Annotated in this window: 13 protein-coding genes; 9 read left to right on the top strand and 4 right to left on the bottom strand. The window is 64.0% G+C overall.

The window, feature by feature from the left end:
- Positions 1-67 precede the first annotated feature (67 nt).
- From RF641_RS12750 to RF641_RS12730, 5 genes are all read left to right on the top strand, one after another.
- The gene (locus RF641_RS12750) at positions 68-2,623 is read left to right on the top strand and encodes an ATP-dependent Clp protease ATP-binding subunit (protein WP_424573332.1); all 2,556 of its coding nucleotides are present in this window, start codon (positions 68-70) and stop codon (positions 2,621-2,623) included.
- Positions 2,624-2,769: 146 nt separating this feature from the next.
- Positions 2,770-3,111, top strand: coding sequence for a VOC family protein (locus RF641_RS12745; RefSeq protein WP_424573331.1), 342 nt, complete (start codon positions 2,770-2,772; stop codon positions 3,109-3,111).
- Between the two features lie 4 nt (positions 3,112-3,115).
- Positions 3,116-3,703: a hypothetical protein gene (locus RF641_RS12740; protein WP_424573330.1), complete on the top strand. Its 588-nt coding sequence runs from the start codon at positions 3,116-3,118 to the stop codon at positions 3,701-3,703.
- A 277-nt stretch (positions 3,704-3,980) separates the two neighbouring features.
- Positions 3,981-4,706 carry a hypothetical protein gene (locus RF641_RS12735; protein WP_424573329.1) on the top strand — a complete coding sequence of 242 codons (726 nt, stop codon included), beginning with the start codon at positions 3,981-3,983 and terminating at the stop codon, positions 4,704-4,706.
- Between the two features lie 18 nt (positions 4,707-4,724).
- Positions 4,725-5,396 carry an alpha/beta family hydrolase gene (locus tag RF641_RS12730; RefSeq protein WP_424573328.1) on the top strand — a complete coding sequence of 224 codons (672 nt, stop codon included), beginning with the start codon at positions 4,725-4,727 and terminating at the stop codon, positions 5,394-5,396.
- Between the two features lie 333 nt (positions 5,397-5,729).
- Here the strand turns inward: RF641_RS12730 and RF641_RS12725 are convergent, their stop codons facing one another.
- Entirely contained in the window at positions 5,730-7,091 is a 1,362-nt protein-coding gene (locus RF641_RS12725; protein WP_424573327.1) for an MFS transporter, read from the bottom strand.
- A 129-nt stretch (positions 7,092-7,220) separates the two neighbouring features.
- Complete coding sequence (phnA, locus tag RF641_RS12720) at positions 7,221-8,636, bottom strand: phosphonoacetate hydrolase (protein WP_424573326.1); 1,416 nt, start codon at positions 8,634-8,636, stop codon at positions 7,221-7,223.
- Positions 8,637-8,928: 292 nt separating this feature from the next.
- Here phnA and RF641_RS12715 point away from each other — a divergent pair, with 292 nt between their 5' ends.
- Positions 8,929-9,594 (top strand): dTMP kinase, encoded by a 666-nt coding sequence (locus RF641_RS12715; RefSeq protein ID WP_424573325.1) that lies wholly within the window; start codon positions 8,929-8,931, stop codon positions 9,592-9,594.
- A 423-nt stretch (positions 9,595-10,017) separates the two neighbouring features.
- On the opposite strand, the gene RF641_RS12710 is transcribed toward RF641_RS12715, so the two are convergent.
- A complete protein-coding gene (locus RF641_RS12710) occupies positions 10,018-11,502 on the bottom strand; it encodes a helix-turn-helix domain-containing protein (protein ID WP_197413544.1) in 1,485 nt (494 codons plus the stop codon).
- Positions 11,503-12,731: 1,229 nt separating this feature from the next.
- On the opposite strand from RF641_RS12710, the gene aceA reads away from it, so the two are divergent.
- The 3 genes from aceA to RF641_RS12695 all read left to right on the top strand — a co-directional run bounded on the left by aceA (position 12,732) and on the right by RF641_RS12695 (position 16,980).
- Positions 12,732-14,036 (top strand): isocitrate lyase, encoded by a 1,305-nt coding sequence (gene aceA, locus RF641_RS12705; protein WP_120991506.1) that lies wholly within the window; start codon positions 12,732-12,734, stop codon positions 14,034-14,036.
- Positions 14,037-14,115: 79 nt separating this feature from the next.
- Positions 14,116-15,753, top strand: a complete 1,638-nt coding sequence (gene aceB, locus RF641_RS12700) for a malate synthase A (protein ID WP_424573324.1) — start codon at positions 14,116-14,118, stop codon at positions 15,751-15,753.
- A 162-nt stretch (positions 15,754-15,915) separates the two neighbouring features.
- Positions 15,916-16,980, top strand: coding sequence for an alpha/beta hydrolase (locus RF641_RS12695; RefSeq protein WP_424573323.1), 1,065 nt, complete (start codon positions 15,916-15,918; stop codon positions 16,978-16,980).
- A gap of 15 nt (positions 16,981-16,995) precedes the next feature.
- Here the strand turns inward: RF641_RS12695 and RF641_RS12690 are convergent, their stop codons facing one another.
- Positions 16,996-17,559, bottom strand: coding sequence for a histidine phosphatase family protein (locus tag RF641_RS12690; RefSeq protein ID WP_424573322.1), 564 nt, complete (start codon positions 17,557-17,559; stop codon positions 16,996-16,998).
- Between the last annotated feature and the right edge of the window lie 74 nt (positions 17,560-17,633).

Raw genomic sequence — 17,633 nt, 5'->3', positions numbered from 1 at the left:
GAATAGATTTGTGCCGAATACGTTGAACATGAGCATAGACCGCTCAAGTTTCTACTAGGAGGCTCACTTGCCAGCATTCTTCGGCTCACCCGACAACGGCTCGTTCGAGGAATTCCTCTCCCGGTTCCTTTCCTCGCGCGCTCAAGCTGCCCGGCCGATCGATATCACCCGCCTGCTTTCCGCACGCACCCATGAGGCAGTCACCACCGCAGCCTCGATTTCGCATGAGCACGGCCATGACGAAATCGATTCGCTCCACCTTCTCATTGCGCTGTTGCGCACCGAACCCATCCGTTCGCACCTCGAAGCCATGGGCACGGACATCGAGTCCCTGTCCAAGGATGCCATCGCCCACCTGCCGCAGAGCCAGGACCAGCAGGAGAAGCCGACCCGGCTTTCCTCCGCCGCACAGCGCAGCCTGTTCGACGCCTACCAGGTGGCGCGCAACTACGGTTCGACCTACATCGACCCCGACCACCTGTTCCTTGCTTTCGTCTTCAATCCGGAATCCCCCGTCAGCAACCTGCTGGCCCAGCACGGGATCACCGGCCAATCGCTGCAGCAGGCAGCCATGGAGCAGGTCCAGCGCGCCCAGTCCGGCCAGGCGCAGGACTCCGAGGAGTCCGACGTCTCGATGCTGGAGCGCTACGGCACCGACCTGACCGCATTGGCCGCGGACGGCCAGATCGACCCGGTCATCGGACGCGACGACGAGCTGGCCCAGGTCATCGAGATCTTGGCCCGCCGCACCAAGAACAACCCGGTGCTCATCGGCGAAGCCGGCGTGGGCAAGACCGCCATCGCCGAGGGGCTGGCCCGCGCCATCGTGGCGGATGAGGTCCCGGAGCAGATCCGCGGCGCCCAGCTGATCTCCATCGACCTGCCCGGCATGCTCGCAGGCACCCGCTACCGCGGCGACTTCGAGCAGCGCCTGACCGGCCTGCTGGAAGAGGTCGCCGACGCCGAGGGCCAGGCCATCGTCTTCATCGACGAGATGCACCTGCTGGTCGGCGCGGGCTCGGGCGAATCGGGCAACATGGACGCCGCCAACATCCTCAAGCCGCGCCTGGCGCGCGGCGAGCTGCACCTGATCGGCGCCACCACGCTGGACGAGTTCCGCAAGGTGGAGAAGGACTCCGCGCTGGCCCGCCGCTTCGGCAAGGTCACCGTGGAGGAGCCGTCCCAGGAGATCGCGCTGGCGATCCTCGAGGGCCTGCGCGAATCCTACGAGGACCACCACCAGGTGCAGTACACCCCTGAGGCGCTGAAGGCCGCGGTGAGCCTGTCGGCCCGCTACCTGACGGACCGCCGCCTGCCGGACAAGGCGATCGACCTGATCGACATCGCCGGCGCCCGCCGTTCCATCGCGGCCGGGGACACCGAGGACGTCCAGGGCCTGCGCGCCGAGCTGGTCGATGCAGAGCGCGACAAGGCCCGGGCGATCTCCGAGGAGCGCTTCGAGGACGCCGGAGCCTGGCGCGACCACATCACCGCGCTGAGCGAGCGCATTGCCGCGGCGGAGCAGGCCGGCGACGCCGGTATCACCCGCGTGGTCGACGAAGCCCAGATCTCCGAGGTCATCTCCCGCTCCACGGGCATCCCGGCCTCGCGGATCTCCGGAGACGACAAGGCGCGCCTGTCGACGCTGGAGGAGTCGCTGCACGCCTCGGTGATCGGCCAGTCCGAAGCCGTGGCCGCGGTGGCCCGCGCGGTGCGCCGCAACCGCACCGGACTGTCCCCCGCCCAGCGCCCCATCGGCTCCTTCCTGTTCCTCGGCCCGACCGGCGTGGGCAAGACCGAGCTGGCCAAGGCCCTGGCGACCAACCTGTTCGGCTCGGCCGACGCGATGATCCGCGTGGACATGAGCGAATACGGCGAGAAGCACACGGTGGCACGCCTGATCGGAGCGCCTCCGGGTTACATCGGCCATGACCAGCCCGGCCAGCTGACCGAAAAGGTGCGCCGCAACCCGTACTCGGTGATCCTGCTCGACGAGATCGAGAAGGCCCACCCGGACGTGTTCAACGTGCTGCTGCAGGTGCTTGACGACGGCCGGCTGACCGACTCGGCCGGGCGCACCGTGGATTTCTCCAACACGCTGATCCTGATGACCAGCAACCTGGGCGGCGAGTATCTGGCCAACAAGGCAGGCAACTTCGGCTTCACCTCGGCCAATGCGGCCAGCGAGGCCGGGGAGATCCGCGCCAAGGTGATGGGCAAGGTGCGCGAGTTCATGCGCCCCGAGTTCCTGAACCGGCTGGACGAGGTGCTGCTGTTCAGCAAGCTGAGCCAGTCGGAGATCGGGCAGATCGTCAAGCTGGTGCTGGCCGAAACCGGCGAGCGCCTGGCCGACCAGGAGCTCTCGCTGGATGTCAGCGACGCCGCCGTGGCCTGGCTCGCCAACGAAGGATACGACCCGGAGTTCGGCGCCCGCCCGCTGCGCCGCCTGGTGCAGCGCAAGGTCCAGGACGCGATTGCCGACCTGCTGATCAACGACGCGGTCGCCGCCGGTGACACCATCGCCGTGGACTACGCCGACGGGAAGCTGAAGGTCGCCAAGCAGGTCGCGCCTCCGGCTCCGCCGGCAGCCGAGGAAAAGGTCATGGACTTCTTCGGCAGCTAGCCAGCGCAGCCAGGCCAGCGAAGGGCGGCCTGCGGGAACCGGCAATGGTCCCGCAGGCCGCCCTTCGCCGTGTCGATCAATTGCTTGCGTTGCCCTACCCAAGATCCCCGCGCCCCGGTAGGTTGGTACCCATGGCGAATATCGGCATGATCACTCTCGATACCCTGGACGAGCAGTCGGCGGCTGCCTGGTGGCGGCTGGTGCTGCACGGCGAATACGCGGGCCAGTACCCCGGCTTCACCATGCTCTCGATTCCCGGGTTCCCGGCCCGGCTCGGCTTCCAGCGGGTCGACGAAGTGACTGAAGGCAAGAACCGGGTGCATCTGGACCTTGAAGCCAAGGCCGACCGTGCCAAGGAAGTCGGCGAGCTGCTGGCGGCCGGAGCCACCCTGGTCGAGGAGCACACGGATGACCCCGACTTCGGGTGGAGCGTGCTGCGCGACCCCTTCGGCATCGTCTTCTGCGTCTCGGATCCCCACGGGGACTAGTCTCATGGGCCTTTTCTCCAGGAAGACCGCGCAGCCGGCAACCCACCGCATCGATGTGCATTTCGCCCAGCCGATGACCGTCCGCCTGCGCCAGCAGCAGGAGCAGGCCCTGCTGGAAGTGGCGGCGGCCAAGCAGCAGTGCGCCGCGCGCGTGGTCGCTTCGGGAACCGCGATCTCGGAGCACGAGGAACCGCTCTCCAGCGATGTGCAGTTCGAGGTCTCCTGCCCGGACCTGAAGAAGCTGGTCGCGGCCCTGAGCGGTTGGCTGGTGGCCAACGGGCTGGCGCGCGGTTCATGGATCGAGGTCGACGGCGAGCGCACCGCGCTGGGCACCAGCGAATACGTGCTGCTGCGCACCCGTCTGGCCGAGGAATCAGATGCGGATCTGGAAGCAACCGTGCTGGCGCTGCACCGTGCGCTGGGCGACGGCACCATCGGATGGCATGAGGACGTCTATTTCCGCTTCGACGGGCCGGTGTTCGTCTTCAACGGCGACTCCGCGCAGGCGATGCTGGACGCGCTGGGCGGGGAGCTGGTCAAGCACCCGCTGCTCCGCAAGGCCGAACTGGTGGCAGCGACCCCGGCCAGCTAGCGTATTTCCGGCCGCGTTCGGCGAATTGTTCACTTTTGCGTGCAAAGAAGGCTCTTCTCGGCCGTGCACATAGACTGGAGCTCCTGCCATATCTTTGGAGGTTGTCTTCCGAAACCGCATTCTGGGCCTTGCAGTTGCCGCAGCATTCCTGCTGTCTGGTTGCAGCTCCACCCCGCCACAGCAGCCCGAGGTGGCTCCCCCGGCAGTGGGTTCGACCGCGTCGAGCCCTGCCGCCGAGGCCGTCGCACCGTCATCTGCCCAGTCCGCAGAACAATCGGTGGAACCACTCCGGAATTCCGGGCAGGGCTGGGCCGACGAGAAAATCCAGATGTGGGTGGACAATTCCGGGATCAAGTCCACCAAGGGATTCCTGTACCCCTACAACTTGATGACCGGCTGGACCTCGCCCAAACCCGGAGTCATCGACATCAAGCTCGCGAATGACATGGTCTTCAACAAGGACGGAATGCAGGAGTCCTACCAAGGGCCGACCGATGAGCTTCGATTCATGGGTCTGATCATGTTCGAGAGCATCGGCAAGGACTCGCCCGAACTTGAAACCATTACGTTCTCCACCGAAAACAACAAGTACTCAGGCACCTACACCCGCGCGCGTACCGGGGCCGATCCGGAGGACCGCGAAGCCTGGGCGCAGGAGAAATACGTCCAATGGCTGGACAGCATGAACGACACCTACGAATCGTTCTGCAAAGCGGAAATCACCAGCCTTAAGATCTACCGTCGGTGCATTCCGAGCGATCCGCATGCCTACATCGACAAAGTTGAATCTCCCGCGCCCGGTGAACTCGTGGTAACCCTCGAGGATGGACCATGGATGGACGGCACCTACGATTTGCCGGCATCAGGGTTTGTATCCAGCAACATGATGATCCGCATCAACGAAAAGAACGAAGGTCTGCAGCCTTTGGAGAAACTGACCGTCACAGCACGCGGCGGCGAAGACACCAGCGTCGAAGAATACGATGAGTCCATCAATGGCTAGGCCATCTACGCTGGTCCCATGAGCCTCGAAATTTCAATCCCCGTCGAATCCGGTGCGGTCAGCGCCCTGCTGGACACCGCGGATGATCCAACCGCACTGCTGGTCGTAGCGCACGGCTCCGGAGCCGGCAAGGACCACCCGTTCATGGCCGGCTACGCGCAGGCGGTCGCCGCACTGGGTATCAGCGTCCTGCGCTTCAACTTCCCCTACATGGATGCAGGCAAGAAGTTTCCGGACAAGGCGCCGACGGCTGTCTCAGTATGGAATCACGTGCGCGACTGGGCCGCGGAGAACCTTGCCGGCGATCTTCCCATCTTCGCCGCCGGCAAATCCTTCGGCGGCCGCATGGCATCCGTGGCCGTATCCGAGGGAATGGACACCGCAGGCTTGGTCTTCCTCGGCTACCCGCTGCATGCGCCGAAGAAAGAGGAGAAGCTGCGCGACGAGCACCTGTACCCGTTGCAGGTTCCGATGCTTTTCCTCGAAGGCACCCGAGATCCCTTCGCCAACCCGCAGATCATGGCGGATGTGGCATCCAGGCTGAATAACCGCACCGAACTGGTTTGGTTCGAAGGCGGAGACCACTCGTTCAAGGTGGCACGCTCGGGGCGCACCCCGGAGCAGGACGGGTCAGGTCTTGCCCAGGCCACGGCTCGCTTCATCGAGTCCGCCCTCGGCCGTCGCGACTAAAATTCTTCATGCCCTGCCAATGGCTCTGGCCCTGCCCGGAAACCGGGCAGGGCCAGAGCCTGCATGTTCTAGGGACTGTCATCTCCCGGCGATGACACTGGCGTTCTCCGGGCAAGAAACCGATCACGTCGGTGGTGTCGCTGGGATTCTCGTTGGCGAACGTTTGTCCAGAAGCGGAGGGAACCCAGGCCCCGTTGATGAGGTTGTTGCCCAGCTTCGGGTCCAGAGTGGCCCTGCCCGAGAGTTGCGTTTCCAAAGTCGAGAGGTTCATTGAGTGTCCTTTGTTTAGGCGGCCTGAGCCGCATCCGAGGAGGAGTGGTGGCATCCACAGCCCTATGAGGAGGCTGGACGGCTGTTCCAGGAAGGAAGGAGCATCAGTGCCGCCAGCAGCGCGGCTGCTGCAAAGAGATTGAAGATGACGGTGCCGGAGAAGAAGCCCGGCAGCAGGCCGCCGAGGATGGCGCCGATCGAGCCACAGCCGTTGATGAATCCGGTCGCGCCGGCCGCGTACTTGGCCGTGCCGAAGTCCACCGCAGCGACTCCGGAAATCATGGCGTCGGCTCCGTATGCTATCAGCCCGACAAAGCTGAGCAGGACGGTCAGCAGGACAATGGACTGCTGGGAGGTGACTACCGGCCACAGGGCCAGCGCGAGCACCAGCAGGCCCAAGCAGATGACTGTCGGTGGGACACGTCGGGCTTTGAACAGCGTGTCCGCAATCCAGCCAATGGCGATCGGCGCGATCATTCCGGTCAATCCGAAGGCTACGGGAACCATGATGGCCGTCACCGCGTCGAGATGCGGCATCGCATCCAGCACTAGAACCGGGCCCCAGAGCAGGATGGCGTAGCGTGCCGGCTTGAGCAGGAAGTAGACCAGTCCGAGGCGCAGCACCATGGGGTCGTGTTTGGCGGCTGCCAGCAACTCCATCGGAGAGAACTTCTTATTCTGGACCTTCACTACCGCTATCGGCGCGCGGGTCTTGCGCGGCACATGCTCGCAGTCGAGCAGGCTGGGATCCTCAGCGATCCCGGGAAGCCCGACTTCCTGCGGACTGTTGCGCTGGAAGATCATGAAAGCTAGGAAGGCGGAGAGCATGATGGCCGCTCCGGAGAAGAACGCCCAGCGCCAGCTGTCGAACAGCGAGTAGGCTACCCAACCGGTGACCGGGGCCGCGACCAGGCCGCCGAAGGCGTAGCTGGTGGAGAACAAACCCATGGCGCGGCCGCGGCGGCGCAGGGTGAAGAAGGATGCGATGTTCCTGCTCAGGCCGGACCAGCCGGTGGACTGTGAAAGGCCTTGGACGATCATGACCGGCAGGAACAACCAGACGGCAGGGGCGATGCCCATGGTCATCGCCGCGATGGCCGCCATGACCATGCCGCCGCCCACAACGACGCGGGTACCGAAGCGTTCAGTCATGGCGCCCCAGACGAACTGGCCGACCGCGTAGGCGGCGAGATAGGCGGAATCCAGCAGGCCGAGAGTGTGGCGGGTGAGGAATCCTTCATCCAGGATTCCGATCTTCGCTGAACTAAATGCCTGGCGGGGAAAGTAGAAGGCAGCGTAGGCGAGCAAGGACAGCGCGAAGATCCGGATCTGCCATTTGAACAGTTCCTTGCGCTTTGTGGTGACTTTTCCGGTAGCGACTATCGTGGAGTCGTCAGGTTCTGTGGTATTGCGTAGATCGGACACAGGGGGTCCTTTCACATGCACGGAGGCGGGGTACCTGGAGGTTTCGAACGTGGTTCATGGAGCTGGGCCCCGGAGAATAGATTTTCGGGGCCCAGCTTTTCAGCGAGGTGGGTGTTCCGAGCGTGGAATCTAGCCCTGCACAGCTACCGGGCTGTGGCTGTTGACGTAGCTCGTGGCCAGCCAGTAGGCGTCGTAGTTGTGCAGAACCGCGCGCTCGCCGGAGGGTCCGGTGCTTGCGGTGGTTTCCGGTGCCGGCAGCGCACGGTTGACGAAGAACGGGATATTCAGCTCGCCCAGACCGCCGTGCGAGCGCAGTGGCACTTCCAGATTGTTCAGGTCGTGCCAGGCTCGGTATCGACCCGGGGCGGTGTTCTTGTCCGAGAGGACGGTGATGTCGCCCATGCGGTCCAGCGGCATCTGGAACAGCTCGGCGGCTTCCTCCGAGGCATGCACGAAGGTGATGCCTTCGCGGCCGTTCAGTGCGTCGATGACCGCTTGGCGGTCTGCGCCCTCCGGAAGGTAGACGTTGGCGAACGAGCCCAAGGCTCCGTGGTGCACGGTGTACGGGTCGGTGATCGGCAGGATCACGCGGCTGCCGTTTGCCGCCTCGGTTTCGGTGACGCCAAGGATCTTGTTCACTTCCTCTTCGAGGTAGATGGCCCGCGGCGTGCCGTCTGATTCATGGTGCTTCGGGCTCATGCCGTGGTCGGCGGTGATCACCACGACGGCACCCAGCGCGTCGAGCTGGCCGGCGTACTTGTCGACCATCGCGTAGAAGTCATTGGCGACTTCGGTGCCCGGCGCATTCTTGTGCTGGATATAGTCCGTCAGCGTCAGGTACATCAGATCCGGCTGCTGGGTTTCCAAGATCTTCACGCCAGCGGCCAGGGCGAATTCGCTCAGCTCTGCCGAGTAGACGCTTGGCAGCTCCATGCCCACCAGCTCCAGGGCGTTTTCGATACCGTTGTCTTCCATGGTGACGGTGTCGGCCTTCTCGGCGGAGAAGCAGATGCCCTTGCGTGCCGGGGTGACGTATTCGCCCGAGCCGTTCGGATCCAGTCCCGGCTGGGTGATGCCGGTGGCCAGTAGGCGACGCAGCTTATCCTTCGCGGTCACGATGGCCACGTCCAGGCCGGCGGCGCTGGCTGCGGAGAAGACCGTGGGCACCCGCAGGAACTTCGGATCATTCATCAGCACTTCTTCGCCGGTGGCCGGATCCAGGATGTAGTTGCCGCAGATGCCGTGCACTGCTGGCGGGTGCCCGGTGGCGATCGACATGTTATTCGGGTTGGTCAGGGTCGGGATAGCGCAGTGGGCGCCCCAGGAGGTTCCACGGCCTTCAAGCAGTTCCTTGAGCCATGGCATGCGGCCGGCCTTGATTGCTTCCTCATGGTACGCGGGCTCGCTACCGTCGATGCAGATGACGACAACCGGGTCGCCCTGGTGAATGTATTCGCGACCATTGACCGAGAAGGTGGTGTGACTCCTGGAGATGACTCCTTCATGCTTGGGGGTTTCTACCCGTATCCGTCTTGCTACCTCCAAGCATCGTCAATCTCATTTCCGCCCGGAAGATGGATATTCGCGATGGGGCCATCAGCTAAAACTATGGCCTACATCACACCCCGTTGATGGCCTACCATTCCCCATTCCACATGGTGAGACACAGTTACAGATACGTGCAGGAGCCCTTCCTGCTGTCGACTCCCGGGCCGAAAGCGATAGGGCGTCTACTTGCTTCCACTCATGAAACCCACAGGACAAATGGGGATAAGACAGCGACCGCCAGTCGTTGGAAGGAGTAATGCACCATCCACAAAGGAGGACCATGGCGACAGTGACGCAGCAGGCCGCTATCTGCGGCAACCCTGCCTACAACATCCCGCGCACACTGGTCATCATGGGCACCGACGGAGCGGGGAAGACTACTGCGGCCAAGGAGTTCGCCCGCGAACTGGAACGCGACGGATTCACCGCGCAGTTCGCCGCAAATGTCTCTGGACGGCGCTGGCTGACGAGACGCTCTCGGGCCTGGGGAATAACCTTCCCCACCTTCACCCAGGACTTCATCGAGGCGGTTATCCGCACCGCCACCGTGGCGGCCAATTCGATGCGGGCAAGCCACATCAACGGGTTAACCGTGATGGACCGCCACCTGTATTGCCAGTTGGTTCTGCGCAGCGTGCGCGGCCAGCCGCTGGGTCTGCTTTTGCCATGGCTCGCCCACGCATCGATCCAGAAGCCGCTCGTCGTGGTCTTGGATGTCGACCCGCAAGAAGCCTTCGACCGTGTGGTCGCACGCGAAGACGACTTCGAGACCATGGATTACCTCAATGCCAGCCGGAAAGAATACCTGAGGCTTGCCAGGGAGAACAGTTGGACCATTATCGATGGTTCGCAGCCGTTGCCGGAAGTTGTAACCGCGCTGCGTTCGCTGGCTGGCTATCCGGCATCGCAGTCCCGGGACCGGACGGTGCCTTACGCCGGCCGAGACAGCCTTTAGCACCAGCGGGACCGGTCGAGCCCCGAAACTGCCTCGGCCTGGACCTGGGCAGCCGATTCTTTGGCGCCTAACCTGCTAACGAAAAAGCCCAGTCGGACGAAGTAGCGGTGCGCCGCCGGACCGGGACCAACAACTTGGCGATCGATTTCAGGGAGACCCCGCACCCTTTGACTTCTGGATGCTGCAGCTGCGTGTCGGCGCGCGCGGAGGTGCACCGCGCGTGGGATTCAATGAAAAGCAGGTGAATAGTTCCTACATTGTGCCGTTGCCCGATTCGCTCAGTGCTCGGGTCAGCTTCCCCATAATAGCCAGCGCGATCCTCAGAACTCTAACCCCGGCAGGGATCTGGCTGCAGCGCAGCTGACGGTAGAACGGTTGGCTCATCCCAAGGACGACGGATGGAGGGCGCCGCTTCGCCGGGACTCAGGCCTGCTCCTCCAGGAACCTGTAGACCTCGGTCTCATCTACGCCCGGGAAGGCTCCGGTGGGCATCGCCGCCAGCAGGTGGGTGTTGGCACGCGTGGCCGGCCAGGCATTGCCGAACCAGGTGGAGGACAATTCCGCCGGTGGGCGGCGACAGCAGTTCTCGTCCGGGCACTTGGACTGGCAGCGTTCCTTGGTATCCCGCCCGCGGAACCATTTCACGTGCTCGAAAGGCACGCCGATGGACAGCGAGTACATGCCCGAGGAATGCCGCTCGGTGCGCGCGGTGCACCAGTAGGTGCCATTGATGGTGTCGGTGAACTGCTCGAAAGAGCGGAACTTGTCAGCCACGTCGAACACGACGCGACTGGTCCAATAGCGGCAAATGGTCTGACCTTCGATGGCCCCCGTGTGATCGGCGGGGAAATTCACACCATCGTTCTCATAGGCCTTGTGCAGGATACCGGTCTCGTGGACCTTCTGAAAGTGACAGGTGATGCCCAGGTGCTCGGTGGCCAGGTTCGTGAAGCGGTGCGCGGCGGACTCGTAGGACACGGCAAAAGCGTCACGAATGTCCTCCACAGCCAAGGTGCGCTCTTTCTTGGCACGTTGCAGGAAGGCGGTCGTCTCCTTTTCCGGCATCATCAGCGAGGCGGCAAAATAATTCGTGGCCACGCGCTGGGACAGGAAATCTGCGTAATCCGCCGGGGTCTGGTGACCCAGCACGTAGTGGCCCAGCGCCTGCAGCAGCACCGATCGCGGATCATGATCCGCGCGGCCGGATTGGGTCAGATAGATCCGGTGGTTTTTCAAGTCGGTGACTGAACGGGTGGAGTGCGGAAGGTTGCTCACGTAGCGAAGACTGAATCCCAAGTACTCGGCGATGTCCGCAGCACGATGGTGCGATAGCGGGCCGCCGGTGTGCCCGGAGGCCTTGAGGATGCGCTCTGCTTCCTGTTCGATCTCCTGGTAATAGTTGTTGCGCTGGCGCATTTCCTCGCGCAGCTTGGTATTGGCCCGGCGGGCTTCCTCCGGGGTGGCCGCCTGCTCATCGAGCCGATGCTCCAGCTCGCGTTGCAGCCCGACCAATGATTCAAGCACGTCCATGGGCAGCCGGCTGGAGATCCGCACCTTCGGCAGACCCAGCGAGTCGTAGAGCGGCCCACGCTGGGCGCGCTCCAGCTCGATTTCCAGCGCGGCACGCCGCGAGGGGGGCTCGGCTCCCAGCAGGTCGTCCACACTCACGCCGAGCGCCGCGGCCAGCGACTTGAGCAGCGAGAGCTTCGGCTCGCGCTTGCCGTTCTCCACCAGCGACAGGTGGCTCGGCGCGGTTTCCACCAGCGCGCAGATGTCGTCCAGGGTCATGCCCTTTTCCTTGCGCAGGTAGCGAATGCGCCGCCCCAGCGCGATGACGTCGAGCTCTTCATCGACGCCAGCGCCCGGTCCCTCGGGACGAGCATCTCGATTCCATGTGGTAGCAGTCACACAACCAGAGTAGAGGAAGAAGTTGCAAAATTTCCAGCAAAATACGGCACATGTCCTTTGGTTGCCTGCGATTCGCCGTTACTGGCGCGAATTATGGTGAATATTTATCCGATGACGCTCAAACCATGTCGGCCGCAGGCGAGACCACAATCTCCGCCAGCACGGCTCCTGCGCGCCCGCGGGCGGCGGCCGGCACCAGTTGCGGTTCGTACGCACCAACTCAGGTGCAGCAGTCTTCAAACGTCGGGTCCGGGCGGCGGGCACCGTATCAGAGTGCGATACTTCGGGCTTCCGGCTAGCTAAAAACCCTCCGTGCAACACAGTCCACCCGGTTACCCGCCCAGTATGCGTTGCAGCCCCTGCCGACCAAGAAATTCCAGCGCCGGGCCAAGCTGACAAAGAAATGACCATCTCCACTGTCCAGCACCGACTCTCGTTCTTACACCCCGAACCCCTCCCGCGATATGATTCAGCACCCCAATCAGACGAGGCTGCCGGCGCCCCGCGACGAGAAGAGCACCATGACCCACAGGGTAACCTCGCGGACCAGCTGCGCGACTTCCTCGACCCGAACCCCGGGACCCAACTCCGCATCGTCCGCGCCAAGCCAATGCACAGCCGCCCCTAAAGGGCCGGTTCGACCACGATTGTCTAGGCCCAGGCGGGCCGGCGGCGCTTCCAACTCCCGGACTGACGCAAAAGGCACCCGCCCCCGGCAATCGCAAATAGGGCATTTTGAAAGTACTCCACTTCTTCAACCGCGCGCACAATGACGCTTTCCTTCTACTTTCCATGCCATAGTGACATGGCGCACAACATGCGACGCATGGGAACCACCCGAATCTACAACCCCCGAACCCACACCGAATCCTCTAAAAATTTCCCGGATACAGCCCTGAAGCACGCCTCTCACCTGCCATGTCAACCTAGTGTCACGCTCCCTGCAGCGAAGAGTGCACCTGCTCATCATCACCCAGACAAGGAATTCTGTAATTTCTTAACATCGATTTCGACCCAAAATCTCGACTTTCTGCCTCTTGGATCACAATCAGCATCAAGAAGTGCAAAACTTCCAGAAAAACGAAGAACGGCGAATCTTAATCTGAAATTCCCCTGTTGGAGGGGTTGCAGGCAGGGAATAGTTGTTGTCACGAAGAAGTTCACCGGATCGAAACCGCCAGGTTCACCGGTCCGAACGAACACCGAGCTTGTGCGAAGGAGCCAGCAACATGACTACCAACGAGAATTCGATCGAGAACCGCGTCGCAGCCCTCGAAAACGACTGGGCAACCAACCCCCGCTGGGAAGGCGTCACCCGCGATTACTCCGCTGCAGACGTCGTGAAGCTCCAGGGTCGGGTCCAGGAAGAGCACACCCTGGCCAAGCGCGGTTCCCAGAAGCTCTGGAAGCAGCTCACCGAGGAAACCCCGACCGGCGGCTACACCAACGCACTGGGCGCACTGACCGGCAACCAGGCAGTCCAGCAGGTCAAGGCCGGCCTGCGAGCCATCTACCTTTCCGGCTGGCAGGTTGCAGCCGACGCAAACCTCTCGGGCCAGACCTACCCGGACCAGTCGCTGTACCCGGCTAACTCGGTTCCGCAGGTTGTCCGCCGCATCAACAACGCGTTGCAGCGTGCAGACCAGATCGAGTTCTCCGAAGGCATCCAGACCGTCGAGGACTGGATGGTCCCGATCGTCGCAGACGCCGAGGCCGGCTTCGGCGGCCCGCTGAACGCCTACGAGCTGATGAAGTCCATGATCACCGCCGGCGCTTCGGGCGTCCACTGGGAAGACCAGCTGGCTTCGGAAAAGAAGTGCGGCCACCTGGGCGGCAAGGTCCTGATCCCGACCCAGCAGCACATCCGCACCCTGAACGCAGCCCGTCTGGCAGCTGACGTCGCCGGCACCCCGTCCGTCGTCATCGCCCGCACCGACGCCGAGGCAGCAACCCTGATCACCTCCGACGTCGACGAGCGCGACCAGGAATTCATCACCGGCGAGCGCACCGCGGAAGGCTTCTACAAGGTCCGCAACGGCATCGAGCCATGCATCGCCCGTGCCAAGGCCTACGCCCCGTACTCGGACCTGATCTGGATGGAGACCGGCACCCCGGACCTGGAACTTGCCCGCAAGTTCGCCGAGGCAGTCAAGAAGGACTTCCCGGACCAGATGCTTTCGTACAACTGCTCCCCTTCCTTCAACTGGAAGAAGCACCTGGACGACGCAACCATCGCAAAGTTCCAGCGCGAACTCGGCGCCATGGGCTTCAGCTTCCAGTTCATCACCCTGGCCGGCTTCCACGCACTGAACCACTCGATGTTCGATCTGGCCAAGGGCTACGCGAAGGACGGCATGAGCGCCTACGTCGAACTGCAGGAGCGCGAATTCGCTGCCGAGGCTGACGGCTACACCGCCACGAAGCACCAGCGCGAAGTCGGCACCGGCTACTTCGATGCCATCTCCACCACGCTGAACCCGAACGCCTCCACCCTGGCGCTGGTTGGTTCCACCGAAGAAGGCCAATTCCATTAGACCCTGACGGGTCGATGGTGCCGGCTGACAATGACGTCAGCCGGCACCACCACCATTTTTAAGCTTTAAGGACGCTGTCATGAACACCCCGATCACCCTGAACAACATCACCATCACCGCCACCGAAGTGCGCTACCAGGAACAGATCCTCACCAGCGAGGCACTGGACTTCCTCTCCGCACTGCACCAGGGTTTCGAACACCGCCGCAACGAGCTGATGCAGAGCCGCCAGCTCAACCGGGCCCGCATCGCCAACGGCCGCGACCCGAAGTTCCTGGAAGAAACCCGGAACATCCGCGAGGACGCTTCATGGCAGGTCGCCCCGATCGCACCGGGTCTGGAAGACCGCCGCGTGGAGATCACCGGGCCGATCGAGCGCAAGGCAGCAATCAACGCACTGAACTCCGGCGCCAACGTTTGGCTGGCCGACATGGAGGACGCCTGCTCCCCGACCTGGCAGAACGTGATCAAGAACCAGGTGAACCTGATCCGCGTGCTCGACAACGAGCTGGACTTCACCGCACCGGACGGCCGCGAGTACAAGCTGGCCACCCACGACCTGAAGCAGCTGCCGACCATCGTGGTCCGCCCCCGCGCACTGCACCAGCCGGAGAAGCACCTGCGGGTGAACGGCGCACCGATGTCGGCCTCGCTGGTTGACTTCGGACTGCACTTCTTCCACAACGCCAAGCGCCTGATGGCAGCCGGCCGCGGCCCGTACTACTACCTGCCGAAGCTGGAGAACCACCTGGAGGCACGCCTGTGGAACGACGTGTTCAACATGGCGCAGGACATGCTGGGCATCGACCGCGGAACCATCCGCGCCACCGTGCACATCGAGTGCATCACCGCGGCCTTCGAGATGGAGGAGATCCTCTACGAGCTGCGTGAGCACTCCTCGGGCCTGAACGCCGGCCGCTGGGACTACATCTTCTCGATCATCAAGAACTTCCGCTCCCGCGGACCGCGCTTCGTGTTCCCGGACCGCGATTCGGTGACCATGACCGCACCGTTCATGCGGGCCTACACCGAGCAGCTGGTGCGTGCGTGCCACCGCCGCGGCGCCACCGCCATTGGCGGCATGAGCACCTTCGTGCCAAGCCGCAAGGACGCCTCGATCAACGAGCTCAATCTGGCCAAGGTGCGCGAGGACAAGGCCCGCGAGGCAGCCGACGGTTTCGACGGCTCGTGGGTGGCCCATCCGGACCTGGTGGCAGTGGCCCGCGAGGTGTACACCGAGGTGCTGGGCGAGAACCCGAACCAGATCGGCCGCACCCGCGAAGACGTTCAGGTTTCCGCCACTGCGCTGCTGGACGTGGCCGGCCTGGAAGGCAAGATCACCGAGCAGGGCATCCGCGACAACATCGAGATCGGCATCCGCTACATCGAGTCGTGGCTGCGCGGCAACGGCGCGGTGGTGCTGCGCAACCTGATGGAGGATTCGGCCACCGCCGAGATCTCCCGCTCGCAGCTGTGGCAGTGGATCCACCAGTCGGCCATCACCGACGAGGGCGAAATCGTCACCCGCCGCTGGGTGCAGGAGCTCGCCGAGGAGACCATGGACCGCATGGAGCGCTTCGAGGGAGACCGCTTCGAATCCGCCATGGAGATCTTCGAGGCCTGCGCACTGCGCGACGACTTCCCGACCTTCATGACCCGCAACGCCTACCTGCGCTACCTGGACATGCCAGTTCCAGTACTGGAAATGGCAGGCTAGCCCCGCAGGCAGGCAGCACCTAGAGACCCGGCCGATTGTCAACCAGTCGTCCTCGTGAATCGGCCACGAATTGCGGCATTCATCCGTTGGTAACCAGTCCCGCGGGTGGATGCCGTTTTTCGCGCCCTGCGGCCGCCCTGCGGTGTTGGGTAGGCTGAACACATGGCGTTCCAGTTCAAAAACCCGGCCGAGCAGCTGTGGGAGCCCGACCTGTTGGGCGAGGGCTTCTCCCGGCGCACGCTGCCGATGCTCGATGGCTCCACCGCCACGCTGGTCCGCCACCGCCGGCCGTCCCGCGTCCCGCGGCTGGCCCCGCCGCTGCGCGGGCTGTCGATCCTCTACGTGCACGGCTGGTCGGACTACTTCTTCCAAAGCGAGCTGGCGCGGTTCCTCACCGATGCCGGGGCCGACTTCTACGCCCTGGACCTGCGCCACTACGGACGCAACCTCCCGCTGGACGCCGAGCGCGACCCGGCCGGGCAGACCCCGCCGGGATTCACCAACAACCTGGAGCAGTACTTCGAAGAGTTCGACGCGGCGCTGCGCATCATCACCAGCGCCCACCCCGGCACCCGGGTGGTGCTGCTGGGGCATTCGACCGGCGGGCTGAGCGCGTCGCTGTACGCGGCGGCGAACCCGCACAAGATCGAGGCGCTCGCGCTGAACAGCCCGTGGCTGGAATTCCAGGCCAGCGAGCTGGGGCGCACCGCGCTGTCCAGGCTGTTCCAGGCCTCCAGCGCGCGCAACCCGCACCGCTTCCTGCCCAGCATCGACCCCGGTTTCTACACCCGCACGGTCTCCAGCCAGTTCGAGGGCGAATGGGACTACGATCTGGCCTGGCGCCCGGTCAACGGCTTCAAGATCACCACCGGGTTCATCTCCGCGGTCTTCGACGCGCAGGCGAAGGTCAAGAAGGGCCTGGACCTGCAGGTGCCGGTGCTGGTGATGCTCTCGGCCAAGGACTACCTGCTGCCGCGCTGGCAGGACGCGGCCTCCAAGTCTGATGTCGCGCTGAACGTGCAGCAGATCGCCGAGCGCAGCCTGGACCTGGGCCGCGAGCTGCACCTGGTGCGGCTGGCCGACGCCCTGCACGACGTCTTCCTCTCCGCGCCGCCGGTGCGCACCCGGGCCTACCTGGATCTGGGATCGTGGCTGGCCGTGATCAAGAACCGGCAGCACGACTCGCAGCTGACCGCCAGCGTGCGGCGCGTGGTTCCGGGCGCCTAACCCGGCCCTCGGGCGCTACAGCGCGGCGGGCGCGTGGTCGTTGACCAGTTCCAGGCGCAGCCGGCCGCGCTCGTCCTGCTCGAGCACCGCCACCGAGCCGTTGCGGATGGTATCCAGCGTGTAGCCGGCGAAATCCGACAGCGTATACCGGATGATCGTGCCGTGGCAGATGACCGCGACGTTTTTCCCGGGGAAGTCCTCCATGATCTGCCCGATGGCGCGCAGCCCGCGGTCCACCACCGATTCCAGCGGCTCGATGCCGCCGCCGAGCTTCCCGGGCCAGCGGCGCAGCGCCTCGGCCTCGATCATGCCCTCGCCCTGCGCGTAGTCGCGCTCGACCAGCAGCTCGTAGCTCGGGCCCAGCTCAAGGCCCAGCCCGTCGGCGATGATCTGCGCGGTCTGCCGCGCGCGGTCCAGCGGGGAGGAGACGACCACGTCCCAGTTCCCGCCGGCGAGCACCTGTACCGCCGCGGCAGCCTGGGCACGCCCGGTGTCGTTAAGCGGGATGTTGCTGCTTCCCTGCAGGCGGCCTTCGAGGTTCCATTGCGTCTGTCCATGGCGGACGAATCCCAGCTTCATGCGTACCATTCTTCCACCGCGACGGGTCCGCGCCCGGCGGGTGTGGGCAATCCCACGGGTTTGCCCAGACACAT

The organism is Arthrobacter sp. 'calajunan', assembly GCF_046940185.1.
Lineage (GTDB): Bacteria > Actinomycetota > Actinomycetes > Actinomycetales > Micrococcaceae > Glutamicibacter > Glutamicibacter soli.
Note: the sequence above shows the minus strand (reverse complement) of the source record. Positions and strands in the feature narration are given on the sequence as shown.

Coding starts and splice junctions, on each gene's coding strand:
- RF641_RS12740 (WP_424573330.1), top strand. CDS start 3,116: ATGGGCCTTTTCTCCAGGAAGACCGCGCAGCCGGCAACCCACCGCATC.
- RF641_RS12745 (WP_424573331.1), top strand. CDS start 2,770: ATGATCACTCTCGATACCCTGGACGAGCAGTCGGCGGCTGCCTGGTGG.
- RF641_RS12690 (WP_424573322.1), bottom strand. CDS start 17,559: ATGAAGCTGGGATTCGTCCGCCATGGACAGACGCAATGGAACCTCGAA.
- RF641_RS12695 (WP_424573323.1), top strand. CDS start 15,916: ATGGCGTTCCAGTTCAAAAACCCGGCCGAGCAGCTGTGGGAGCCCGAC.
- aceB (WP_424573324.1), top strand. CDS start 14,116: ATGAACACCCCGATCACCCTGAACAACATCACCATCACCGCCACCGAA.
- RF641_RS12730 (WP_424573328.1), top strand. CDS start 4,725: ATGAGCCTCGAAATTTCAATCCCCGTCGAATCCGGTGCGGTCAGCGCC.
- aceA (WP_120991506.1), top strand. CDS start 12,732: ATGACTACCAACGAGAATTCGATCGAGAACCGCGTCGCAGCCCTCGAA.